At 69.9% G+C, this 22,691-nt stretch carries 19 protein-coding genes and 2 pseudogenes; 9 read left to right on the top strand and 12 right to left on the bottom strand.

Translation table 11 applies throughout. From position 1 onward, the window contains the following. Positions 1-56 precede the first annotated feature (56 nt). The 4 genes from ACZ592_RS15125 to ACZ592_RS15110 are packed head-to-tail and all read right to left on the bottom strand — an operon-like array spanning position 57 to position 2,783. Positions 57-815: a DUF2637 domain-containing protein gene (locus ACZ592_RS15125; RefSeq protein ID WP_365597170.1), complete on the bottom strand. Its 759-nt coding sequence runs from the start codon at positions 813-815 to the stop codon at positions 57-59. Positions 816-851: 36 nt separating this feature from the next. Further along, positions 852-2,243, bottom strand: a complete 1,392-nt coding sequence (locus ACZ592_RS15120; protein ID WP_435885835.1) for an FtsK/SpoIIIE domain-containing protein — start codon at positions 2,241-2,243, stop codon at positions 852-854. Between the two features lies 1 nt (position 2,244). Beyond that, positions 2,245-2,433: a hypothetical protein gene (locus tag ACZ592_RS15115; protein ID WP_365597167.1), complete on the bottom strand. Its 189-nt coding sequence runs from the start codon at positions 2,431-2,433 to the stop codon at positions 2,245-2,247. Beyond that, entirely contained in the window at positions 2,430-2,783 is a 354-nt protein-coding gene (locus tag ACZ592_RS15110; RefSeq protein WP_365597164.1) for an SCO3933 family regulatory protein, read from the bottom strand. The genes ACZ592_RS15115 and ACZ592_RS15110 overlap by 4 nt, the downstream gene beginning before the upstream one ends. Positions 2,784-2,962: 179 nt before the next feature. On the opposite strand from ACZ592_RS15110, the gene ACZ592_RS15105 reads away from it, so the two are divergent. Beyond that, complete coding sequence (locus tag ACZ592_RS15105) at positions 2,963-3,832, top strand: winged helix-turn-helix domain-containing protein (protein ID WP_365597161.1); 870 nt, start codon at positions 2,963-2,965, stop codon at positions 3,830-3,832. Between the two features lie 591 nt (positions 3,833-4,423). Here ACZ592_RS15105 and ACZ592_RS15100 read toward each other — a convergent pair. Next, the gene (locus tag ACZ592_RS15100) at positions 4,424-4,669 is read right to left on the bottom strand and encodes a DUF7848 domain-containing protein (RefSeq protein ID WP_471581992.1); all 246 of its coding nucleotides are present in this window, start codon (positions 4,667-4,669) and stop codon (positions 4,424-4,426) included. Continuing rightward, positions 4,657-4,899, bottom strand: a complete 243-nt coding sequence (locus tag ACZ592_RS15095) for a hypothetical protein (RefSeq protein WP_397923807.1) — start codon at positions 4,897-4,899, stop codon at positions 4,657-4,659. Before ACZ592_RS15095 ends, ACZ592_RS15100 begins: the two co-directional genes overlap by 13 nt. A 251-nt stretch (positions 4,900-5,150) precedes the next feature. On the opposite strand from ACZ592_RS15095, the gene ACZ592_RS15090 reads away from it, so the two are divergent. The 3 genes from ACZ592_RS15090 to ACZ592_RS15080 all read left to right on the top strand — a co-directional run bounded on the left by ACZ592_RS15090 (position 5,151) and on the right by ACZ592_RS15080 (position 7,386). After that, positions 5,151-5,870 (top strand): XRE family transcriptional regulator, encoded by a 720-nt coding sequence (locus ACZ592_RS15090; RefSeq protein ID WP_471582448.1) that lies wholly within the window; start codon positions 5,151-5,153, stop codon positions 5,868-5,870. Positions 5,871-5,872: 2 nt separating this feature from the next. Beyond that, complete coding sequence (locus ACZ592_RS15085) at positions 5,873-6,343, top strand: NUDIX domain-containing protein (protein ID WP_471581991.1); 471 nt, start codon at positions 5,873-5,875, stop codon at positions 6,341-6,343. A 548-nt stretch (positions 6,344-6,891) separates the two neighbouring features. Further along, positions 6,892-7,386, top strand: a complete 495-nt coding sequence (locus ACZ592_RS15080; RefSeq protein ID WP_471581990.1) for a hypothetical protein — start codon at positions 6,892-6,894, stop codon at positions 7,384-7,386. A gap of 189 nt (positions 7,387-7,575) precedes the next feature. Here ACZ592_RS15080 and ACZ592_RS15075 read toward each other — a convergent pair. Together ACZ592_RS15075 and ACZ592_RS15070 are read right to left on the bottom strand one after the other, a co-directional pair. Then, positions 7,576-8,501, bottom strand: a pseudogene (locus ACZ592_RS15075) (tyrosine-type recombinase/integrase); the annotation flags it as partial. Continuing rightward, a pseudogene (locus tag ACZ592_RS15070) lies at positions 8,500-9,895 on the bottom strand (NF041680 family putative transposase); the annotation flags it as partial. The pseudogenes ACZ592_RS15075 and ACZ592_RS15070, both read right to left, overlap by 2 nt. Before the next feature lie 442 nt (positions 9,896-10,337). Between ACZ592_RS15070 and pcaDC the strand changes: the two are divergent. From pcaDC to ACZ592_RS15055, 3 genes are read left to right on the top strand one after another with little or no spacing between them, the layout of a single operon-like run. Continuing rightward, positions 10,338-11,642, top strand: coding sequence for a bifunctional 3-oxoadipate enol-lactonase/4-carboxymuconolactone decarboxylase PcaDC (pcaDC, locus tag ACZ592_RS15065; RefSeq protein ID WP_471581989.1), 1,305 nt, complete (start codon positions 10,338-10,340; stop codon positions 11,640-11,642). A gap of 55 nt (positions 11,643-11,697) precedes the next feature. Continuing rightward, a complete protein-coding gene (locus tag ACZ592_RS15060; RefSeq protein WP_471582447.1) occupies positions 11,698-12,330 on the top strand; it encodes an MBL fold metallo-hydrolase in 633 nt (210 codons plus the stop codon). 30 nt (positions 12,331-12,360) lie between these two features. Beyond that, positions 12,361-13,140 carry an exodeoxyribonuclease III gene (locus ACZ592_RS15055; RefSeq protein ID WP_471581988.1) on the top strand — a complete coding sequence of 260 codons (780 nt, stop codon included), beginning with the start codon at positions 12,361-12,363 and terminating at the stop codon, positions 13,138-13,140. Between the two features lie 15 nt (positions 13,141-13,155). Here ACZ592_RS15055 and ACZ592_RS15050 read toward each other — a convergent pair whose 3' ends face one another. Beyond that, positions 13,156-14,262, bottom strand: a complete 1,107-nt coding sequence (locus tag ACZ592_RS15050; RefSeq protein WP_471581987.1) for a Dyp-type peroxidase — start codon at positions 14,260-14,262, stop codon at positions 13,156-13,158. A gap of 103 nt (positions 14,263-14,365) precedes the next feature. Between ACZ592_RS15050 and ACZ592_RS15045 the strand changes: the two genes are divergently transcribed. Continuing rightward, on the top strand, positions 14,366-15,682 hold the full coding sequence (locus tag ACZ592_RS15045) for a right-handed parallel beta-helix repeat-containing protein (RefSeq protein WP_471581986.1): 1,317 nt from the start codon (positions 14,366-14,368) through the stop codon (positions 15,680-15,682). On the opposite strand, the gene ACZ592_RS15040 is transcribed toward ACZ592_RS15045, so the two are convergent. After that, positions 15,652-16,458, bottom strand: coding sequence for a hypothetical protein (locus ACZ592_RS15040; RefSeq protein WP_471581985.1), 807 nt, complete (start codon positions 16,456-16,458; stop codon positions 15,652-15,654). The two genes, ACZ592_RS15045 and ACZ592_RS15040, sit on opposite strands and share 31 nt — an antisense overlap. Before the next feature lie 178 nt (positions 16,459-16,636). After that, positions 16,637-19,387: a SpaA isopeptide-forming pilin-related protein gene (locus tag ACZ592_RS15035; RefSeq protein WP_471581984.1), complete on the bottom strand. Its 2,751-nt coding sequence runs from the start codon at positions 19,385-19,387 to the stop codon at positions 16,637-16,639. A gap of 573 nt (positions 19,388-19,960) precedes the next feature. Between ACZ592_RS15035 and ACZ592_RS15030 the strand changes: the two genes are divergently transcribed. Then, entirely contained in the window at positions 19,961-20,680 is a 720-nt protein-coding gene (locus ACZ592_RS15030; RefSeq protein ID WP_471581983.1) for a L,D-transpeptidase, read from the top strand. An 11-nt stretch (positions 20,681-20,691) separates the two neighbouring features. Here the strand turns inward: ACZ592_RS15030 and ACZ592_RS15025 are convergent, their stop codons facing one another. Further along, positions 20,692-22,464, bottom strand: a complete 1,773-nt coding sequence (locus ACZ592_RS15025; protein WP_471581982.1) for an SGNH/GDSL hydrolase family protein — start codon at positions 22,462-22,464, stop codon at positions 20,692-20,694. Between the last annotated feature and the right edge of the window lie 227 nt (positions 22,465-22,691).

Raw genomic sequence — 22,691 nt, 5'->3', positions numbered from 1 at the left:
CCATCGGGTGGCCGTGGATTTCAGGGAGGAGTTATCCGGCCAGTGGCCGGGGTGGCTCAGAGCTGAGCGAGGGCGGCGGTGGCCACCGGCAGGGCGACGCCCATGCGGGTTGCGAGCTGGGCGGCGGTGACCGGTGCTCCGTGCTCGGCGTGGTAGGTGTCCGCGATGCGCCGGGCCGCACTCAGCAGTGCGGCGGGGAGGACCGGTCGGGAGCCGGTGGCAGGCGCCTTGGCGACGGCCTGGGCGGGGGCGGGGACCTTGAGCACGGTAGGCACTGCGGCCGGAGGCGGCGTAGGTGTCGAGGCGGGGACCGGCTCAGGGGCCGGTGCCGCCGTTTCGGGAGCGGGCGCCGAGGTGGGCACCGGCTCAGCGAGGGGTGCGGGGGTGATGGTTGCGGTGGTGTCCTCCCGGTGTGCGGCCGTGTGGAAGTGGGCGAGGAAGGCGGGGCCGACGTGCCCCCAGCCCAGGAGCAGGAGCGGGGCGACGGTGTCCAGGCAGGCCCGTCCGTAGCGTCCGGTCAGCAGGGGCTCGGCGGTGTTCAGCCCGAGGGTGAGCAGCCCGCACAGGTGCAACAGCCGGGTGCCGGCCTTCAGCTCCGTCTTGGGGACGCCGCGCAGGGCCAGGAACCGCAGCGCGACCAGGAGGCCGACGACGGACAGGTCCACCATGGGCGCGATCAGCGGCGCGATCGGGCGCGGGACGCCGAGCCGCAGGGCGAGCGCCCAGACGTTGCCGAAGGAGAAGACGAAGGCCAAGGCCGCGATGACCGCCATCACCATGGTCACGGTGCGCCGGGTGAACCGTTCCTCCGCCATGTCCTCAACCTCCTTTCTGGCGTGAGCTGTTCGGGATCATTTGGTGAGCGACGACGCGGGCGTTGCCGTCCGGCCGGTCGAGCGGAGGAGGGCGTCCAGGCACAGGTCCGGGTCTGCGGTCAGGTGCGAGGTGGCGTCGGCGATGCGGGCGGCGTCGGTGTCGGAGACGTAGGGGGTGCGGATGCGGGTGTAGCCGGGGCGGCCCTGCATCGCCATCACCGCGACGCCGACGTAGGCGGGGTCCTGCAAGGTCACCGGGCTGGCGTCGGGCCAGTTACGGATGTCCTCACCCAGCGCGGCCACCGCGGCCTCCACCGTCTTCTGCGCGAACGACAGCCCGATCGGGCACACGTCGCGGATGAACGTAGGGATGGCATCGCCGGTGGTCTTCTGGCTGATCAGGATCACCAGGATGCCGACACTGCGGCCCTTCTTGACCAGGTCCTCCACCAGCCGGGCATTCTCCGCCGTCAGCGCGCCGAGCCGCTTGGTGGTGGCGTCGCTGCCCTTGTACTCGCGGAAGAACGTATGCGCCTCATCGATGATCAGAACCGTGAGCGGCCACTGTGGTGACGGGCCGACGTGCCACATATTCTTCACACCCAGCACGTCCCGGATGGTCGCGGAACGCCGCTTGCGCAGTTCCACCAGGCGCTTGAACAGCGCGTTCGCCTCGTCCAGGTCGTCCCCGCAGAATGCGAACATCCGCTTGACCAGGTCGGCGTAATCGCCCTCCGAGGCCCGCGACACCTTCCCGTCCACCGTCGCGATCTGCACGGCGGCCGACGGCGCGAAGTCGCACACGAACTTGTTGACCCCCGAGGTCTTGCCCGCACCCGGGACGCCGGCCACCGTCACCCCGGGAACGTTGGCCAGGGACACGCACACCTGCGCGGCGTACTCATCCACCCCCAGCTCCCAGCGCGTCAGATCCGCAGGTGGGCGGCCAGTGGGCCGATGGCGGGTGGGCGTGGTCAGCGGGTCGGAGCGCACGCCCCGGATCACCACCTTGCCGGGGCCGTCCGGCAGCACGGACACCCGCGTGCACCGCCAGGCATCCGCCAGGAACCGCGCCGACTTCTGGTACTCCTCCAACCCGACCTGCGGCAGAGTGCGCGCCCGCACCATCACCCCGAACTGGTCGGGCTTGACCCTGATCTTCGGCGTCAGTACCCGGGGCGCGGGCGGGGGACTGTCCTTCTGGGCGGTGATCTGCGCGAGCAGGCTCGGGGTCTTGTCGGTGACCGTCAGCCCGGCCATCCGCGCGAGCCGTACCCAGCCCCAGCGGACCCGGACGGCCTGCCGCATGCTGACCCGCGTGCCCCTGTCCGCCCGCACGTAGCGCATCACCGTCCACACCAGCCACACACCGATGAGCGCCGTAGCGATCGGCAGCGCGTACGACACGTATCCCGTCACGGCTTCCACGTCATGCCCCCTCTTCGTGTATCAGGCGGAACACGTCACCCAGGTCGAGGCGGGCCGCCTGTTCCGGGGCCAGGCCGAGCACATCGAGCACGGCAGAAGAGACGGCGAAGGTGGCCTTGCCTTCCGTACCAGGCAGGGGCCGCAGCGAGGTCAACTCCCGCTCCGACGAGTGGTGTTCGAAGCGGGTCACTGGTTTGCCTCCACCGTCACCAGCTCCAGGCGGGAAGCCCGGTAGGCGACGCCGTCGGAGAGCTGACCGTTGAAGATCCGCGCCCACGGGGTCGCGAACAGCTCCACCGGCCGCACCATCGCCCCCGGCTTCAGCCCGGCCGCAAGGCCCGTCTCCGGGACCGTGATCTTCAGAACTTCGGCGCGGCCGTCCTCCATGAGCATCACGGTCACCGTGTACAGCGACGCACCGGTCTCCCGGTCGGTGGCGACCTCTCCGGTCTGCTGGTCCTTGATCTTCAACGCCGGGTCGGTGCCCGCGATGCACACCGCCGACGGCAGCAGGGCAACACGGATTCGAGTCATGGCCATGCCATCACACCCCTTGTTCGGTGGAGCCGCTTGATCGGCTCGACATGGAGCATAGGGAGATAATCGCTTAACTTGCAAGCTCGATTAGGTTGTGACTTCGATCAGGTTGGTAGGTGGTCAGGTGGGGAACCCGGGGATGTGCCTGTAGCGCTACAGGCTGCTGGCGATACCGTGGGGGCATGACCCTGCCCTTGGACGAGGACTCCCGGCCGCCGTACCTCCAGGCCGCCGAGGCCCTGCGGGACGCGATTCTCAATGGCGAGTTCCGCCCCGGTGAGCGCCTGCCTTCGGCCAACGTGCTGGGTGACCGGTTCGGCGTCTCCAGCTCCACCGTCCAGAACGCCCTGCGCGTGCTCAAGCGAGAGGGCCTGGTCTACTCCCAGCTCGGCCGGGGCAGCTACGTCAGCACCTCCATCGGCGGAAGCGACGAAGAGGCCGAGAGCGATCAGGACGAAGCCGACGCCGGGGGGCCTGACTGGCCACTCGACGTCATCCGCAACGACGACGCCCGACCGCCGTATGCCCAGGTCGCCGACATCCTCCGCCGGGAAATCGTGGAAGGCACCTACCCCCCGGGTTCCCAGCTCCCGCCCGCCCGGGAGATCCAAGAGCGGTTCAAAGTCGCCAACTCCACCGCGCAGAACGCCTATCGACGCCTCAAGCAGGACGGGCTGGCGTACGCGGTCAAGGGGCGCGGCGTCTTCGTCCGCCAAGAGCCGGAACCGGGCAAGCAGCATGGGCCCATCACGAACTACCTGCTGCGCGAGGAGATCGACCGCGAGGCGCGCGCAGCCGCCACCGAGTTCGCCGACCTCAGCGATGACGAGCTTCTGGAGCGAGAAGCAGACCTGGACCGGAGATGGGTCGTGGTCCGGGAGGAGCATCAGCGGCTCTTCAACGAGCGCCGGAAGGTTAAGCGAGAGAAGAGCCGCCGCGGCCTGTTCCTGCCATCCCTCCACGACAATGAAGCCGAGCCGGACGTGTCGCCGAGCGAGAAGCTGAAGACCGCGCTGGCCGAATCGAAGAAGCGTCGGCAACAGCGGCCCTGACCTCGACCCAGCAGCCCAACCGGTGGGTTTGATGGGGTGAGCTGTTCAGAGTTTCTTTACTTGATCAAGAACGGCCCGCTGACGCGGGCCGTTGCGCGCCGGCGGCCGGTGGCCGCCGCCCGCTCCTGTCTGCCGCCCCGCTGGCGACGCCCACCGGCCACTCGGCGCGCAGATCCGGGGAGCGCGGGCATTATCAAGTGGAAGCCCATTCCGCCCGACCGTTCAGCAGCAGGCGGGGTGGGTGCCCGAGAGGCCGTCCGGTGGGTTCGTGCCGTGCGTCGGCACCCGGGCCGAGCTGACGTCCCGGCCGCCTGGGCCTGGTGCCTGGCTGAGGCCGTGACGATGGAGATAACTGGGCTGATGCCGGTGCGCGTTGAGCGAGACACACGTGACGGGTGATCGGTCGGCGCGCCCGCCGTCGTGGCTGACTTTCTGTGGCTGAGGCCAGAACCTCGTGGTCATGGGCCCGGCATGTGAGCGCCCGTCCCTGCCGGGGCTGATGAGGACGGGGGGAGCCTCGATCGGTCACGACCGGCAGGGACGGGAGTCGGGTGGGTCAGCGCGGGGCGCCGCCTGGGTGAGCAGGACGGGTCACATCTGCCGCCAGGCCCGCCAGCGCCGGGTGATGATCTCCCGGTAGGTGTGGTGGGACGGGTTCTGGCCGCAGTGGCGCAGCACCCAGCTCTGCGGTTCGGCGAAGTCCTCGCTCGTCGGCGAGGTCTCTCCGTCCACGGCGCACTGCATCGCGTACTGGACCGGCTCCGCATCCGGCTCGCGGTCGGGCTGGAGAGTCCAGGTCTCGTAGCGCAGGACCGAGCGAGGGGTCACCGTCCCCACCTCCGGTTGGCCACGGCCACCTTGGCGCTCAGCTCCTCGGCCGGGGTCGGTGGTCGTACGTCCCTGGGCGGCACGTCCCACTCCCGGCCGCCGCGCGGTGGCCGAAGCTGCACGTACGGCCCCACGTGCCCCATGACCACGCCCACCTTGCCATTCCGTCGGTCGACCACCAGGGCGCCGACATCGGGCGAGACGGTGTGCCCGTCGGTATCAGGAATGGGGGCCGTCATCGTGACCACCCCGGTGAGGCGGTGCGCGACCGGGCGTCCAGTCGCAGGGCGGGAACACATGGGGTGGTGCTCTTTCGCACGGTTACGCTCCTCGGTGCCGCAGGGTCGGCACCGATCCTCACGCCGGTCGCCAGGACGAAGGAACCTCCACCAAACCCCACTTCGGGACGTCCCGCACCATGTAGAACGTCCCTGGTGCCGTCCTGAGACGAAGGGGGAGACTCGTGCCGAACGAGAGACTACGAGCCGTCATGGCAGCCGGAGGCTGGACATACGCTGCCCTTGCCCAGGAGGTTGAGGTCGACCCCAAGTCGGTCGAGCGCTGGGTGAACCTCGGGCGCATCCCACGCCGTACCACAGCCCTCCAGGCGGCCAAGGCCCTGGGAGAAGACGTGCACGCACTCTGGCCGGCGCTCCGCCAAGCCCGCCCCGCCCGTGTCATCAGCCCTGAGCTGGTGGCGCTCTACGGGCAGCGGGCCGACATCCCCGTGTCGGCGTTCACCGACCTGATGGCCCAGGCCCGGGAACGGCTCGACATCCTCGTCTACGCCGCCGTCTTCCTCCACGAGGCGTACCCGCGGCTGAACGAACTCCTCACCGAGCGCGCCGCCGAAGGCTGCACCATCCGCGTCGCGATCGGAGACGCCGACAGCGACAACGTCCAAGCCCGCGGCCAGGAGGAGCGGTTCGGCCACGGCATCGAATCCCGCTGCCGCCTCGCACTCATGCACTACAGGCCGCTCGCCGGCACCCCCGGCATCGAAGTCCGCACCCACGGCACCACGCTCTATAACTCCCTTTACCGCGCCGACGACCAGCAACTCGTCAACGCCCATGTCTGGGGCGTCAACGCCTACGCCGCCCCGGTGTGGCATCTTCGTCGACACGAGACAGGCAGCATGTTCGACACCTACGCCGAGAGCTTCGACGCGGTGTGGGCGACGGCGATGCCCGTACGAGAGGAAGGCTGACCGTGGCCCGCACCGAGTACTACGACGACCCGAACGCGCCCAAGCCGAACAGCATGGTCGTCGCCGCCTCCGCCGTCGTCACCGACGACCACGGGCGCATCCTCCTCCAGCGCCGCCGCGACAACGACCTGTGGGCGCTGCCCGGTGGCGGCATGGACCTCACCGACTCCCTGCCAGGCACTGCCGTCCGCGAGGTCAAGGAAGAGACCGGCCTCGACATCGAGATCACCGGCCTGGTCGGCACCTACACCGACGCGAAACACATCATCGCCTACACCGACGGCGAGGTGCGCCGCCAGTTCAACGTCTGCTTCACCGCCCGCATCACCGGCGGCGAGTTGGCAATCTCCGACGAGTCCACCGAGCTCCGGTTCGTACCGCCGGAAGAGATCGAGCAGTTGCCGATGCACCACACCCAACGGCTCAGGCTCCAACACTTCCTGGAACACCGCGAGAAGCCGTACCTGGGCTGAACCGGCTGACGGCAGTAGCTGACGGCAACAACCCCGCACAACCACGGACACCCACGCACCTCTCCGGACCAGCAAACCGCACTTGACCTGCGAAAAAGAAGGTCGAAGGCTTCGCGTAGCACACGTACTATGTGCTGGCGGGGGAGACTCCGGTACTCGTTCACAACAGCAACTGCGGAATTGGTCGGGAGCTGATCGGTGACGAGAGGGCCGATCACATCCTTGATGGTCACAGGTACCCGGGGGCGCCGGGTAAGGACGCTTTCCCGCAGGGGTGGTCTGATGACCAGATTTTGGATGCCGTTGCTGACGTGGTGACGAGTCCAAATAGTCAAAGGACCTGGTACAAGGGATCTGCTGTGCATGCCGAGAGAACCCTGAAGACCAGGAAGGGCGAACCTGCGGTTCAGAATGTGATCGGGTCAGTGGGAGGGGTGAGAATGCTGGTGCGATACGAACCTCTCACTGGGAAGGTGCTCACAGCTTTCCCGCACTGAGGAAATGGTTCACCCGATCCGGGTGTAGCGAATTCGATGATTGGAGGATTGATGGAGAGAGATGCGAATCTGATGGAACTGTTGCATCGTTTGGACGATCCCGAATGTTCAGAAATGCCAGCTGACTACAATGCGGCCGATGCTGCAGCTTCGTTCAGCCGTCTGGCTGTGCAGGTTGGTTCTCGCTTCTCGACGCCTTGTGGAATCGATCGAGACATCCAGGACTCCGCGCAGTACGGACGAATCGAAGTGCCGGGGGAAGCCACAGTCTGTGGGACGAGGATTGTTGCCCTGGTGAGCAAGTTCAAGCCATTGGCAATGGTGGCAGCCGATAACCCTGGCGCCTTCTTGGGTACGGATGAAGCGCAGGCTGAAGGCGAGCTCGACGCGAATGACCTTGAGAAGGTAGAGCAAGTTCTCGCTGAATCGGGGTACATCACGATTCCGGAAGAACTTCTTGAAAGAAGCTATGGCGGGCCCACTCTCTTGCGTTTCCACGGTTCTGGGGAGCCGAGTTGGTGGGACCGGTTCTTCGGTTCTTTCTGATGGGTCTCAAGTATCCGGTTCCGTAACGTTGGTTCTCATGGACCGCATGGGGTTCGTTACCCGATTCGACCCATCCGCGCCATGAGAAAGACCATGCAGTGGCAAAGATCAGCCCCGCCGAGCTGTCCTTGGCGGGGCTGATCTGGCGTTTGACGGCAGTAGTTGACGGCAACGCCAGCGGACGCCAGTGGCGCCGGGTGGTGGTGGTTCGTCGCCGCCGGAGCGGGCCGTCTCGGTGGTTTCCCAGCTGCCGAGCGCGGTGCCGAGGGTGTCGATGGCGTCGCGCTGGAGGCGGAGTCGGACGTGGGCGTAGACGGTGGCGGTGACGCCGATGTGGGCGTGGCCGAGGAGTTCCTTGATCACGACGAGTTCGACGCCCTGTTCCAGGAGCAGGGTGGCGGTGGAGTGGCGGAGGTCGTGGAAGCGGATGCGGCGGAGGCCGGCCTTGCGGAGGAGTGTGGTGAAGGCGCGGGTGAGGTTGGTCGGGTCGATCGCTTTGCCCTGCGGGGTGGTGAACACGTGCCCGCTGTCCTGCCACGTGGTGCCTGCGGACTCCCGTTCGCACTGCTGCTGCTCGCGGTGGAGCTTCAACAAGTGGACACAGCGGGTGGGTAGGGCGATGCGGCGCTCGGAAGCCCGCGTCTTGGTCGGCAGCGTGGTGAGCCCACCTGCGGCGGTGCGCTGCAAGGTTCGGCGGATGGCGGCGGTGCCGGCGTCGAGGTTGAGGTCTTCCCAGTGCAGGCCGAGGAGTTCGCCCTTGCGGAGTCCGGTGTGGAGAGCGAGTTCGAACAGGGCGTGCAACCGGTGGCCGTTTGCGGCATTGAGGAACTGGCGGGCTTCGTCTGCGGTGAGCGGTTCGAAGCGTCGAGGGTGGGGCGTGCCGGTGCGGACGTTGCGGGCGACGTTGCGAGGGATCTCCTCTTCTCGGACGGCGTGCTCCAGGGCGGACTTGAGGACGGAATGGATGTAGGTGAGCGTCAGCGGGGAGAGCCGCTTGGAGCAGCAGGCTCCGGTGGCACAACAGCGGGGCTGGTCGCGGGCAGTGTCGAGTCCGCGGGTGCAGCACTGGCAGGTGGTGCGGAGCTGGGTGTGCCGGTGCGGACGTCCTTGGCGGTCGGGGCGCCTGGTGGTCTTGCCGGCGTCGTAGCAGGTGGCGGGGCGCCGGTTCTTCGAGCCGGGCGGCCTGCCGGGGCCGGGCCGGTTGGGTTTTGGCGCACGGGCCGGACAGGGCAGGTTCGGGCGGAGGTTCCTGAACCCCCGGCGGACCCGGGCCGGGGTGAGCCGGCCGGGCTCGGCCGGCCTCTCCCACGGACGGCGAAGGTCGGCGACCAGGGGCCGGGCGAGGCGGAGTTGGGTGTGGGCGGCGATGATCAGCCAGGTCCACCGATCCGCCGCCGCGGGCGTACGGAGCTTCGGGCGGGTTCAGCCCAGCGTCTGCTTGATCATCCGGAAGGTGTGTTCCAGATCGAACCTGCGCAAGAACGCCTGCCAGCGCAGATCGACGTCCTCACCCGACAGGCCGGTCGTCGACGACCACAGCCAGACCGGCAGTGGATCGTGACCGCCGGGCAGGCGGTCGACCTCCAGACGGATCAACGTGCCCTCGATGACCGGGAGTTCGCCGGTGCGGTCGATCTATGCCGAGCGCGTGGTCAGCCTCGGGTGAATGCGGTCCCAGGCCGTCACGCGAGCGGTGCCGCAGCGGTCGGTGACCTGCGCGGTCTCCGCGTCCGGATCGCCCCAGGAATCCGGCTTGGCGAAGTGGAACTCCTTGCCGTGCTTCGGCGGGCGTCCTCCCTGTGGCGGAGAGATCCACGGGACCGGAACGGGCTTGCGCATCACACGGTCCGTGCGCATCCGCCCCAGGACCTCCACCGGCAGTCCGGCCAGGAGATGAGCCATGCGCGGAGCGTCGTATCCGGCATCGAAGACAACCAGGATGTCGCGGTCACCCGGCTTCCAACGCCCCACCTCGATGGGGTCGGTGACCACCCGGCGGGCCTGGGCGGCAGTGACCTGGGCGACATCGTCGGCCGGCCCCAGCCGCAGCGCGTCCAGGATCTGACACCACGAGGTCCGGCCCGACTCCAGCGCGGCGACGAACGAGCAGGGCCAGCCGGGCACGAACTGGTCCGAGGAGCGTCCGCTGCGGCCGTAGACGTGACAGAACAAGCGGTCCGCACTGGTCGGCGCGTCCGGCCGCAGCCAGTGGGTGACATCCACGGCCAGGACCAGGCGTCCGTCGGCGGCCTCGGGTTGCGGCAGCCCGGCCAGCACCTGCCGTAGCCGTGGGACATCGACGTTCCCGCCGTTCAAAGGCTTCGTACATCGCGCCGTGCCCGCGCCGGTGTTCGGCGGTCAGCGTGAGATCGACCGGCGTCTTCACCGGCCCGTCCGCACACAACAGGGCGTCGGTCAGCTCGAACAGCGTGTCCCCACGCGCGGTCAGGGAGTCGAAGAAGTCGTCCCGGAAGTGTGACGCCACCGCGAACGCATCCCCCCGGGACATCGTGATGCAGCAGACTCATTCCCCCACGGCCTTCGTACTGGTCAAGTGCATCTTTCGTCGGAGCACAGGATCAGGCGAAGGCCGTGTTCACGTCCCCGGAATCCTCGTTCGGGCGAGCACGTTCGGCGCATCGTTCGAGGTCAGACCAGAAAGAACAAGTTAAGAGGTGGTACATCAAGCCGGATGTGGAGGATCTGCGCGGAGCCGCCACCACTTGGGATGGCCTGCATGGGTTTGTGGGGGACGTGTGATCGCGGGGTGTGGGGACTGTCTGACGCGAGACTTGCTGCGTCATACTCGCCCGGAGGCGGGCTTCTACCGGCGCGGAGGGCATGGTGTCCCGGACACTGGTGGTCCGGCACGGTGGCGCCGGAGCGGGGCAAGGTCAGGTAGGTCCACCCCGGCGCAGTGACTTTTAGTGACTGATGAGAGGGTCGGGCGGGTGAGTGAGACACCGATGAACACCCTGCAATACCGCTTCGACGGGCCAGAAGACGCTCCAGTCCTGATCCTGGGTGCCTCACTGGGTACGACCTGGCACATGTGGGACCGGCAGATACCCGACCTCATCCGGCACTGGCGGGTGTTCCGCTTCGACATGCCGGGACACGGCGGGGCGCCCGCGCACCCCTGCGGGTCCGTCGGTGAGCTCGTGGACCGGCTGCTCGCGACGCTCGACGAGCTCGGGGTGCAGCGCTTCGGGTACGCGGGCTGTGCCTTCGGCGGCGCCATAGGGGCCGAGCTCGCGCTCCGGCATCCGCAGCGCGTCGCCTCGCTCGCGCTGATCGCCGCATCGCCGCGGTTCGGCACGGCCGACGAGTTCCGCCAGCGCGGCGTCATCGTGCGCAGCAACGGCCTCGACCCCATCGCCCGGTCCGCTCCCGAGCGCTGGTTCACGCCCGGCTTCGCCGCTGCCCAGCCCGCGATCACCGACTGGGCCGTGCAGATGGTGCGCACCACCGATCCGGGGTGCTACATCGCCGCCTGCGAGGCCCTCGCCGCCTTCGACGTCCGCGCCGAGCTCGGCCGGATAGGCGTCCCCACCTTGGTGCTCGTCGGCTCCGACGACCAGGTCACGGGACAGGGCGAGGCCCGCACCCTCGTCGCGGGGATCCCCGACGCGCGGCTCGCCGTGGTGCCGGGTGCCTCGCACCTCGCGCCGGTCGAGCAGCCCGCCGCCGTCACCGACCTGCTCGTACGGCACTTCTCCTCCGCCTGGCAGGCCACGCCCGACGCCACCATGGGCGGCCAGTCGGCGATCAGCGCGCCGCCGGTCAAGCCGGTGCTCACCCCGCCGGTGATCGTCTCGCCCGTCGCCGAGATCGCTCCCATGGAGCAGCCCGAGGCCGTGCCGGGCGCCGCGGGCCCCGACCTGTACGAGGCCGGGATGAAGGTCCGCCGCGAGGTCCTCGGCGACGCGCACGTCGACCGGGTCCTCGCCGCCGCCGACGACTTCTCCGGCGACTTCCAGGAGCTCATCACGCGCTACGCCTGGGGCGAGGTCTGGAACCGTCCCGGCCTGGACCGCCGCTCCCGCAGCTGCGTCACCCTCACCGCGCTCGTCGCCGGCGGCCACCTCGACGAGCTGGCCTTCCACACCAAGGCGGCGCTGCGCAACGGGCTCACCCCGGCCGAGATCAAAGAGGTCCTGCTCCAGGCCGCCGTCTACTGCGGCGTCCCCGCCGCGAACTCGGCCTTCAAGGTCGCGCAGGCCGTGATCCGTGAGGAAACCACGCCCCAGGAGTAGCAGGATGGGAGACATGACGACTTCTCCCGACATCCAGGCCGCGCGCGCGAAGCGCATGACGTTCACCAAGAAGTCCCACGCGTGCGTGCGTCTCGAAAAGGACGGACGCACGCTCGTCGTCGACCCCGGCGGCTTCAGCGAGGAGGACGCCGCGCTCGGCGCCGACGCGATCCTCGTCACGCACGAGCACCCGGACCACTTCAACGAGGACCGGCTGCGGGCCGCCATGGAGACCCGGCCCGGAGCCGAGATCTGGACGCTGAAGTCCGTCGCGGACCAGATCTCGGCGGCCTTCCCCGGGCGCGTGCACACGGTCGGGCACGGCGACACCTTCACGGCCGCCGGGTTCGAGGTCCAGGTCCACGGCGAACTCCACGCGGTCATCCACCCGGACATCCCGCGGATCACCAACGTCGGATACCTGGTGGACGGTTCGGTCTTCCACCCCGGCGACGCGCTGACCGTCCCCGACCAGCCGGTCGACACGCTGATGCTGCCCGTCATGGCCCCCTGGAACAAGATCTCCGAGGTGATCGAGTACGTGCGCGAGGTCCGGCCCACCCGCGCCTACGACATCCACGACGCGCTCCTCACCGACCTCGCCCGGCCGATCTACGACAGTCAGATCGGCTCTCTCGGCGGCGCGGAGCACGTGCGTCTGACGCCGGGGGAGTCGGCCGACCTGTGACTGTCGGTGCCGCCCGGTAGGTTGTGGGACATGCGCATCGCCACCTGGAACGTGAACTCGATCACCGCCCGTCTGCCGAGGCTCCTGGCCTGGCTGGAGAGCACCGGCACGGACGTGCTGTGCATCCAGGAGACCAAGACGACGGCCGAGCAGTTCCCCGCCGCAGAGCTCCGCGAGCTGGGGTACGAGTCGGCGGTGAACGCGACAGGCCGGTGGAACGGCGTGGCGCTGGTCTCCAAGGTGGGCCTCGACGACGTCGTCAAGGGCCTGCCGGGCGGCCCCGGGTACGACGGCGCGGACGAGCCCCGCGCGATCTCCGCGACCTGCGGCCCCGTCCGCGTCTGGTCGGTGTACGTGCCCAACGGCCGCGAGGTCGACCACGCCCACTACGCCTACAAGCTGCAGTGGTTCGAGGCCCTGAAGGCCGCCGTCGCACAGGACGCGGCGGGCCCCCGCCCCTTCGCCGTCCTCGGTGACTTCAACGTCGCGCCGACCGATGCGGACGTCTGGGACCCCTCGCTCTTCGAGGGCGCCACCCACGTCACCCCGGCCGAGCGCGCGGCCCTCGAGTCCCTGCGCGCGACGGGCCTCACGGACGTCGTCCCGCGCCCCCTGAAGTACGACCACCCCTTCACGTACTGGGACTACCGCCAGCTCGGCTTCCCGAAGAACAAGGGCATGCGCATCGACCTCGTCTACGGGAACGACTCCTTCGCCAAGGCCGTCTCCGACGCCTACGTGGACCGCGAGGAGCGCAAGGGCAAGGGCGCATCCGACCACGCGCCGGTCGTGGTGGACCTGGACGTCTGAGCCACCGGGGCGCGGTCAGCGAGGCGGGGCGCCGAGAGCCCCCGGACGCCCGGGGGAGGGCAGGACGTAGGCGAGGGCCGAGGCCCGGTGTTCGGTGAAGGCGCCCATCGCGTCCCCCGCCGCCAGCCGCTGTTGGACGCGCACGAAGAGCGCGGGGTCACGCATGTAGGCGAGGAACAGCAGTCCCTGGCCGTCCTCGCCGTCGTCGTAGGAGTAGCCGCGGCGCAGCATCCGGGCGCCACCGTCGAGCCGGGAGTGCGCCAGTCGGACGTGGGCGTCCACGGGCAGCACGTACCGGCCGTGGGGTGTCTTCGCGTAGAGGTCTACGGGATCGTGTTCGCGGTGGGCGCCCAGCGGGGCGCCGCTGGCGCGGTGCCGGCCGATGGTGTCCTCCTGTTCGGCCCGGGTGAGTGCGGCGAAGCGGCCCGTGTCCATGTGGATGCGGCGGTAGACGAGGTAGCTGCCGCCGTCGTCGTCCCAGACCCAGCGGGGCAGTTCGCCCGTCGGCGGGTTCTCGGTGCCGTCCTTGAAGCCGAAGAGGTTCCGCGGTGTCTCTCCCCGCGCGCGGGGAGGCAGGAAGCCGCTCTGCTGCCAGCGGCGGGTGAAGACGGCATGTGCGGACGCGGTGAGGCGGTCGGCGGTACGGCGGCAGGCCGCCGCGTCGTCGCCGCACACCTGCACCAGCAGGTCACCGCCCCCGCGGCGCGCTTCGAGCCGGTCTCCCGCGAAGGCGGGCAGGGCCCGCAGGTGCCGGGGGGCGGGCAGGTCCAGCTTGCGGTAGAGCGTGCCCCCGGCCGCCACGGTCCGTGTCACGGCCGGTTCCGCGCCGGTGGATGGGTCGGTGGACGGGTCGGTGGACGGGTCGGTGGATGCGCCGGCGGACCACGACGAGATGATCCGGCGTACGGCGGAAGCGTCCTCCCGCCCCGCCACGAGGTCGAGCGCGACCAGCAGGACATGGCGGGGCTGGGGTGCCGCGACGCCGGGTTGGACGGGGAGCCGCGGACGCGTGTCGTCGGAGATCGGCCGACGGGGATCCGCACAGCCCGCGGTGGTGGCCAGGGCGGCGGTCGCGGCCGTCAGCAGGGTGCGGCGGCGGGGCTGGGGCGGCGGGCAGGACACCGGGACTCCTGACAGAGAGAACACCATCGTGCGCCATGGCGGCTGACATGACGGTACACATGCCCGCATGAAGCTCTTTGTCAGGAAAAACACGGTGCCACCGGTGCGTCGACGTCCGAACCGGTGGCGGCTGCGCCGCCTGTGCCTGGCGGCCACGGCCCTTCCGGTGCTGGCCGCATGCGGCGTCATGGGCTCGGACGACCGTCCAGGACCGACGGGTCCGCCCGCCGTCCTGCGGGTTCCGGGGCAGTACGCGTCCATTCAGAAGGCGGTGGATTCCGCTCGATCGGGCGACCTGGTACTGGTCTCTTCGGGTGTCTACCGCGAGAGCGTGACGGTGCGTCGGCCCGGTGTGGTGCTGCGGGGAGCCGACCGCGCGGGGACCGTGGTGGACGGGGAGTTCACCCGGGCCAACGGCATCACGGTGACCGGCGCGGGTTCGGTGGTGGAGAACCTGACGGTCCGTAACCACCTGGCCAACGGCGTCCTGTTCACGGGCGTCACCGACGAGCGTCTGCAGGGCGAGGGAGCGGGCGGCGCCGGCTACGACCCGCTCGACACGACGAAGTTCCCGCCGCTGAAGGGGTTCCGCGCCTCGTACGTCACCGCCTACAACAACGCGCTGTACGGCATCTACGCCTTCGACGCCCGCAGCGGGCTCATCGAGCACTCCTACGGTTCCGGGCACGCCGACTCCGGCATCTACGTGGGACAGTGCGACCCCTGCGACACCGTGGTCCGGGACAACCTCCTGGAACACAACGCGATCGGCGTCGAGGTCACCAACGCCTCCCGTGACCTGTACTTCCTGGCCAACACGGCGCGCCGCAACCGGGTGGGCATGACGGTGAACTCGAACAACCTCGAGGCGCTCGGCCCGCAGCACGACGCCGTCGTCGTCGGCAACACCATCACGGACAACAACGACGCCCGCAGCCCCGAACAGGCCGACGGGGGCTACGGAATCGGCATCGGCGTCGGCGGCGGCACGCGCAACCGGTTCGAGCGCAACCGCGTCGCGAACCACCGCGTGGCCGCGTTCCTCCTGAGCGACGTCCAGGGATACCCGGTCCGGGCCAACCGCGTCACGGACAACGCCCTGGGATCCGGCACCGGCCTCGTCCTGACCGCCCCGCGCAACCGCGGCAACTGCTACGCGGGCAACGGGACGGCGCCGACCAGCCCCGCCACGCTGCCCCGGGCGGTGACCACCTGCCCGGGACGGAATGCCGACTTGGCCTCTCCCGGTACCACCCGCGCCGTGGACGTCCCGCCGGGCATCTCCTTCAAGAAGGTCCCCGCCCCGGGCCGGCAGCCCCAACTGCCGGGCGGGGCAAAGGCGCCCGCGCGGCCCGCGAAGGGACTGCCGGGCCCGGTCTCCCCTGACCGCTACCGGCTGCCCGCACCGGCGGCGCCCTGACGTTCCCAGGGACGTCCGGGGACCCGGCTGCCGCCCGGCGCCTTCGCGAAGTCCACCCGCGCGGGACGCGGCAGCGAGGCGACGACGGCCTCCACCCGCCCGAGGCCGCCCCGCTCGTCCACCCAGTACGTCAGCGGGGACCGTCCCCTCGACGACGCGGCGCCCCGGGGGCGCGGCCCGGAGAAGACCGTGTACGTGGTGCCGTGCACCGTCTCCTCGCGCAGGCGGCGCGGCCCCGCCTGCGCGAGGAGCTGGGCGTTGTCCGGGCGGTTCACCCCCAGGGACATCACCAGGCGCAGGAGGCTGTCCAGCGGGTCGGCCGTGTACGCGCGCGGTGACCAGTCCTTGGGCGCTGTCCTTCGCACGCTCCGCACGAGGCCCGCGGTGTCGCGCCCGCGCGGGGTGGCGGAGGCGACGGCGAGTCCCGTGGCGTCCCACGCGATCATTCCGTCGCTGCGCGAGCCGTCGCGCCCGGAGACGTAGCGTCCCACCGCGTGGTGCGCCCGGTAGTCGAGCAGGGCGTCGATCTCGGTGACGTCGGTCCCGTCGTCCAGGGTGGCGGTGACCCGTGCGGGGCTCGCCTCGTACGCGGACAGCCGGGCCATGGCCAGGCGCTGGGCCTCGGCCGTGGTGACCGGGCGCGGCGCCTGCGGGGCCTCGCCGCGCAGGGACACGGCCGTCAGGCCGCCGGCCGCCGTGAGCGCGAGGAGGACGAGCAGAGCCGTGCGCACGCCGGTGCGGGGCTTGGCCGGGCGGAACCGGGAGAGGTGTTTCACAGGGGGTCCTTCTTCTTCCGGACGGGTGGGGGCAGTGGCTTCTTCCGGACGGACGGGGCAACGGGCCGTCGTACTCGGCGCGTCGCGTGCCGCGGGAAAACGGCGGGGCGGCGGCCCCCGCAAGTCACGGAGACCGCCGCCCGATACGCCGGGGTGCGTCAGCTGACGCCGCCGCTCACTACTTCTTCGGCGTCTCACCGCGCGGGTTGTAGAGGGTCACGGTGATCTTCTTGGTCTTGTCCGTGATCCGGTGCGGGCCGGAGACCCGGTTCTTGGGCAGCTTGTAGCCCTCCGGCACCGCCGTCTCGTACAGGTAGTACGAGCCGTTGGCCACCGAGAAGGAACAGCGACCGCGGCCGTCGGTCGCGCAGCCCGTGTTGACCTTGGCGTCGGCGTCGGCGCCGGTGCGCTGCAGACCGGGGGTGCCGTTGCTGTCGCGCCACAGCTGGAAGACGGCGCCCGGCAGGACCTTGCCGGACTTCTTGTCGCGCTTGATCAGCGTGATCTTCCCGGGCTTCGGCACCGGCTGGTTCTCCGCGTAGACGGTCTTGCCGCGGCGGAAGGTGTCGAAGTCGAGGACCATCGGGCCGTAGACGGTCTTGCTGCCCTTCTTGTAGCCCTCGGGAGCCTTCGTCTCCTGCCAGTAGTAGGTGCCGAGCGGCACCTTGCCACTGGTGCGGACGCCCTTGGCGTCGGTGCGGCGCTTGGCCGCGACCTTCTCGTCGGGGTCGTCGCCCGTCATCTGCAGGCCGTCCTGGCCGTTGCTCTCGCGCCACAGCTGGAACTCGGCGCCCGGCAGGACCTTCTTGGTCTTGGCGTCCCGCTTGATGATCTTCACCTCGCCGTTCGGCTGGTGGTAGCCGAAGTCGTAGGTGTGGTTGTCCTGCCCGGCGCTTCCGGTGGTGATGGAGTGCTCGGGGAAGCGGCCGCCGGAGGGGACCTTGCCGTCGCTGTCGATGAAGTCGTTCTTGCCGGCGTCGTTCTGGGTGACGGTCCAGCGGTAGAGCGGGCCGCCGTCCTCGTAGTCCGCCGGGTTGTCGATCTTGATCGTGTACTTGGTGCGGAACTTCAGACCGTCGTTGATGCTGTCGAAGTAGTACTCACCGCGGTCCGTGGTCGTCGTGGAGGCGACCAGCGTGCCGTCCTTGTCGTACAGGTTGACGGTCGCACCCGGCACCGGCTTCTCGCCCGGGTCCTGGATGCCGTTCTTGTCGACGTCGTACCAGACGCGGTTGCCGATCTGGATCGGCGCCTCGTCGCACAGTACTTCGAGGTCGGCCATGGCGCCGCCCTTGCCGAAGGACCGGTTCAGGACGTTGCCCAGGCCTTCGGCGCGCGTGCCGTCCTTGCGGTTGAGGAACATCGTGCCGCTGTTGTACGTGGTGTCGTTCACGTCGATGCCGTTGGAGGCGATCGTGTCCTCGACCTTGGACAGCGCGATGCCGGCGAAGGCGGACTCCATGTGGTAGCCGGTCCGCCAGTCGCCCGGGTAGTACTCCTTGACGTCGGCGTCCTGGGCGGGGCCCTTGGTGGTGGCGGTGGCGTTGTTCTTGCAGCCGCCGTTGCCGTCCATCACGAACTTGCCGCCCTTGCCGGGGCACGCCCGGTTCAGGTCGCCGCCCGAGATCGGGTCGGTGTTCAGGGGGCCGCCGGGCGTCCTCGCGATGTTGAGGCCCTGCTGGTCGGCGAACCGGTCGCGGAAGCCCAGGATCAGGTCTCCGTCGGTGTCCACGATGACGTCGGCGAGGATCGGCTGCGGGTAGGAGATGCGGTAACCGCAGGTCTTGCCGTCCTGCTTCTCGCGCCAGGCGTCCGCCCACGGGTACCAGCGGTCGCCGTTGCAGCCGCCGGAGCCGATGGTGTCGGTCTTGCCACGCGCGAAGTCGAGCTTCTGGTCCATGACCGTGCCGGTGAACGTGCCGCCCTCCGGGTCGAACTTCTGGACCACGGCCCGCAGGTCGTCCCGGTCCTGGGTCGCCTGCGCCGAGCAGACGCCGCCCACGTAGACCGTGCCGTCCTGCACGCCGAGACCGAACGGCCGCCAGTCGCCGGCTGCCTTGCAGGCCGGGCTCGGCGCGGGGATCTTGTACGAGGCCTTCGGCGCCGACGCGGTCTTCTTGGTGGCGTCGTAGCGGTAGAGCTTCTTGTCCTTGAGGTTGACGACGTAGAGGTCCTTGCCGTCCTCGGACACCTCTACGTCGCCCAGCGCCTCCTTGGTCACCGCCGACTGGAACGCCAGATCCCCGTCGGTGTTCTGGTCGTGCTCGGTGTCACCGACGTTCGGGACCGTCGTGAACTTCGTGGTCTCCACGCTCTCGCGGTCGGTCAGGTAGATCGCGCCCCGACCGCCGGGACCGTAGGCGGCGGCCCGCCGTGCGAACGCCCCCGAGAAGATCCACTTCTTCTGCTTGCTGTAGCCGATGCCGTAGACGGCGCCCGTGGTGGCCTTGTCGGACAGGTCCGTCGTCTGGTCGTTGTCGCCACGGGCGTTGTACGGGAAGCCCACCAGCGTCCGCCGGCTGTCGGCGTCGGCGCCCGGATTGGCGTCCTTGCCGATGCAGGCGGTCACCAGCTCGGCGTTCTTCTGGCAGTAGTCGGCCGGATTCCAGTACGCGGTGGTGAACTCCACGTCCTTGCCGCCGGACACGTCGACGAACTCTTCGGTGCTGCTCAGCTTGTCCGGCGCCCCGGCGAGGCCCTCGCGGTCGGCGAACGCGGAGAAGAACGTGCCGGGCTTGGGGTTCATGACCTGGACGCGGTACTTGCCGCCCTTGAGCTTGGAGCCGGCGGGCTTGAAGGTGGCCACACCGTCGGCACCGGTCGTCGTGGTCATCGTGGTGCCCGCGTCGTCGGTCAGGCGGACCTTGACCTTGTCCATGCCGGGCTCAAGGACGCGGTCCCACTCCCCGTTGGCATTCACTTCGCGCACGACACGGACCTTCACGGTCCCGTCCCCGGCGCCCTGCTGCGCATGCGCCGCGTCCACGACGATCCCGGGGGCCAGCAGCGGGAAAGCGGCACCGGCGACCGCGATTCCGCGCAGGGTCCCCCCTCTGGATCTTTCGAGATGGGGGCGACTGTCGAAAACCCTGATCAAGGCAGTCCTTTCGGAGCAGGAGGGGATGTTTTTCCCGCAGCAGCTAAGCAGGGGGCGCCGCGCGAATCGGGGTGCCGCGCCTCTCGGCACCCTGCCTCTCCGGTTATTCCACTGATCAGGGGAACGGAAAGAGGACCGGATTTCGCGGACGTCGAGGAAAGGTGCTCAGGGGGAAAGGAGGGAATTCGAATTAAACGCGCGGCTGCACTGAAAAGATGACCGGGCCGTGAGGGCCCGCTCCTGCGGCGGCCGGGCCGCCGGCGGATGCGTCGGCAGGAACCCCACGGGCGGGGCTGAATCACCTGAATGCCGGATCGGCGCCACTCCACTGGCCCTCAGGAGATTCACCTGAGTGCGTCCTGCGGGATTCTCGCCCTGAGAACGGTGCGATACGGAAGGGACGCCATGATTCGAATCAAGGCCGGTGCCGCGACAGCTGCCCTCATAGTCACCCTGGGCGCGGCCACCGAGGCCACCGCGCTGCCCGCGGGGCAGGCCCCCCGGGAGCCTGTCAGGTCCTCCTCCGCGGCCCCCTGCACCGCGGGAACCGGGCCCTATCAGCGGCCGCTGGAGCGCTTCCTGCACCTGACGGCCGACGGTGTGCAGGACCCGGACGACTGCCTCGCCATCCGCCGCTTCCAGGTCCGCCACGGCATCCGCCCCGCGAACGGCTACGCGAACCTGTGGACGTACCGCATGATGCTCGTGGCGCAGGCGAAAAAGAACCCCAACAAGGCGGGTAAGTGTCCGGTGCGCCGGTACAAGGTGACCTGCGTGGACCAGAGCCGGCAGCTGCTCTGGGTGCAGAAGAGCCGCCGGGTGATTTTCGGGCCGGTGCCGATACGGACCGGCCGGGACGGGCAGGAGACCCGTCCCGGCTGGCACCGGATTTATCAGAAGCGCAAGAAGTTCTTCTCCACGCTCTATCACAACGCGCCCATGCCTTATTCGCAGTTCTTCGACCGGGGGCAGGCCCTCCACGGAACACCGCACGATCTGTACAACGGCGGCGGCTCGGCCGGATGCGTCAATATGCGGCTGCCCGACGCCAGGAGACTGTGGAATCTCCTGGCGCTGCGCGACTGGATCTACGTCTGGGGCACGAAGCCCGGCACCTCGGGCTGAGCCCGGCAGGCTCAGGGCGCCAGCTTCCGCAGGTCCACCGAGTCCGCGAGCGCCGCGAGCCCCGCGTCCCCGGGATGCAGATGGTCCCCGCTGTCGTAGGCGGGCAGGATCCGTGCCGGGTGCGCGGGGTCGCGCAGGACCGCGTCGAAGTCGAGCACGGCGTCGAAGGCGTCGCTGCCGCGCAGATACGCGTTGACGGCCTCGCGCTGCTGGTTGGCCGCCGCCGTGCAGAGCGACTCGCCCTCGCACGGCGCGATCGTCGCCGCCACGGTGCGCAGCCCGCGGGCGCGGGAGCGGTCGGCGACCTCCCGCAGGCCGGCGATCACCTGGTCCGCCGAGGCACCCCAGCGCACGTCGTTGATCCCCTCGAAGACGACGACGGTACGCGCCGACGTCTGGGCCAGGACGTCGCGGTCCAGCCGGTGCAGGGCGCTCACGCCGCCCGTGTCGGTGGAGACGCCGTCGCCGGGATAGCGGTCGGCGACCACGCGGTTCGCGGAGATGCCCTGGTTGAGCACGCCGTAGCGCGGCACGTCGGACTGGTTCAGGAGCCGGGTCGCCAGCACGTTGGGCCAGCGCCGGTTGGCGTCCGGCGTGGACTGCACGCCGTCCGTGATCGAGTCGCCGAGCAGCACCACGGAGCCGGGCCCGCCGCTCACGTCGACGCCCGTGAGCAGCGGCCACGTCGTGAGGGTCGAGGTGTACGCCGCCGGGGAGCCGTCCGCCGCGTGGTCGCCGGGGCCGCTGACGTACGAGCGCTGGATGGCCTGGCTGTGCACCGGCGCCGTCGTCACGGGCCCCGGCAGATGGAAGCTGACCAGGAGGTTCGCGTCGGCGGGCACGTCGAAGTCGAGGGGATCGCCGAACGCCTGGGCGCCCGCGGGGATCTCGGTGCCGAAGGAGCCGCCGAAGGACAGCCGTCGCGGCTCGCCGCGCGCCCCCGCCCCGGACGCCTGCACCGCCACCGTCGCACTGCCGATCCGCACCGGCGCCGCAGCGAAGGTGTTGTCGAGCCGGATCCGTACCCGCGGACCGCCCGTGCTCGTGTGCACGACGAGCCGCACGGTCCGGTCGACCCAGGGCCCCACCGCGGTGTACCCGGCGCTCGACGCCGACCAGCTGCCCGTCCAGCCCCGCGCGTCGGCCCGCACCGACAGGGCGAACACATGCAGGTCGGCGGCGCCGGGGGTGCGCGGCAGCCGAACCGAGGCGACCTCGCGCCCGCGGGCCAGCGGCACCGTCACCACGTACAGCCGCGCCTTCTCGGCGAGTTGGCCGCCCGGCGTGTTGATGTGCTCCAGCGCCACGGACTTCGTGGCGAGCGGGCCCGTGCGCCAGTCCGGCGCGGTCAGCCGGTAGCTGCCGCGCGAGCCGTCCCGGTAGCTGATCGTGCCGCTGCCGCTCGCGTCGCCGCCCGTGCCCGCGACCAGGAAGGCCAGGGCGTTGCCGCGACCGCTCACCCGGACCCGCTGGCCGTCGGCCCGCACGTTGTCCGGTGCGCCCGGCGCGGTGCGCGGCCAGGTGAGACGGGCCCCGTCAACGGCCAGCGACCGTCCGGGAGTCCACCCGGCCGACGCCAGGTCCCGCGCGGAGAGCGAACCGCCCGAGCCGTCGAAGTCCGCCTCGGCGGGACGCGCGTCGTCGCTGACCGCGCGGTTGTCGAAGAGCCGCTCCAGGGGGAGCGGTTTCGGTCCGTGCGGGGCGGCGGCCTGTGCCGATGCCACGGGAACGGCCCCCGTGAACAGGGCGAGCACGACGGCCGCTCCCCAGATACGTCGACGCACGACAGACCTCCCGCGTGTGTCGCCCGACCGGTGAGCTGCGGGCGATGGGTGACCAGGGATGAGGGAACAGGGGGATGAGGGAGCAGGGACCACGGATGGGCGGTGATGACGGAAGGGCGTGATGACGGATGCGCCATGAAGCTAAGGAGGCGTCAGAGGCGCGTCAATGAGGGACACGTGAACTCGACGCGAACTCGCCGAGCACAACCGGTCGGCAGCGGTGCTCG

The sequence above is a fragment of the Streptomyces sp. NPDC040622 genome, from assembly GCF_055593965.1.
Note: the sequence above shows the minus strand (reverse complement) of the source record. Positions and strands in the feature narration are given on the sequence as shown.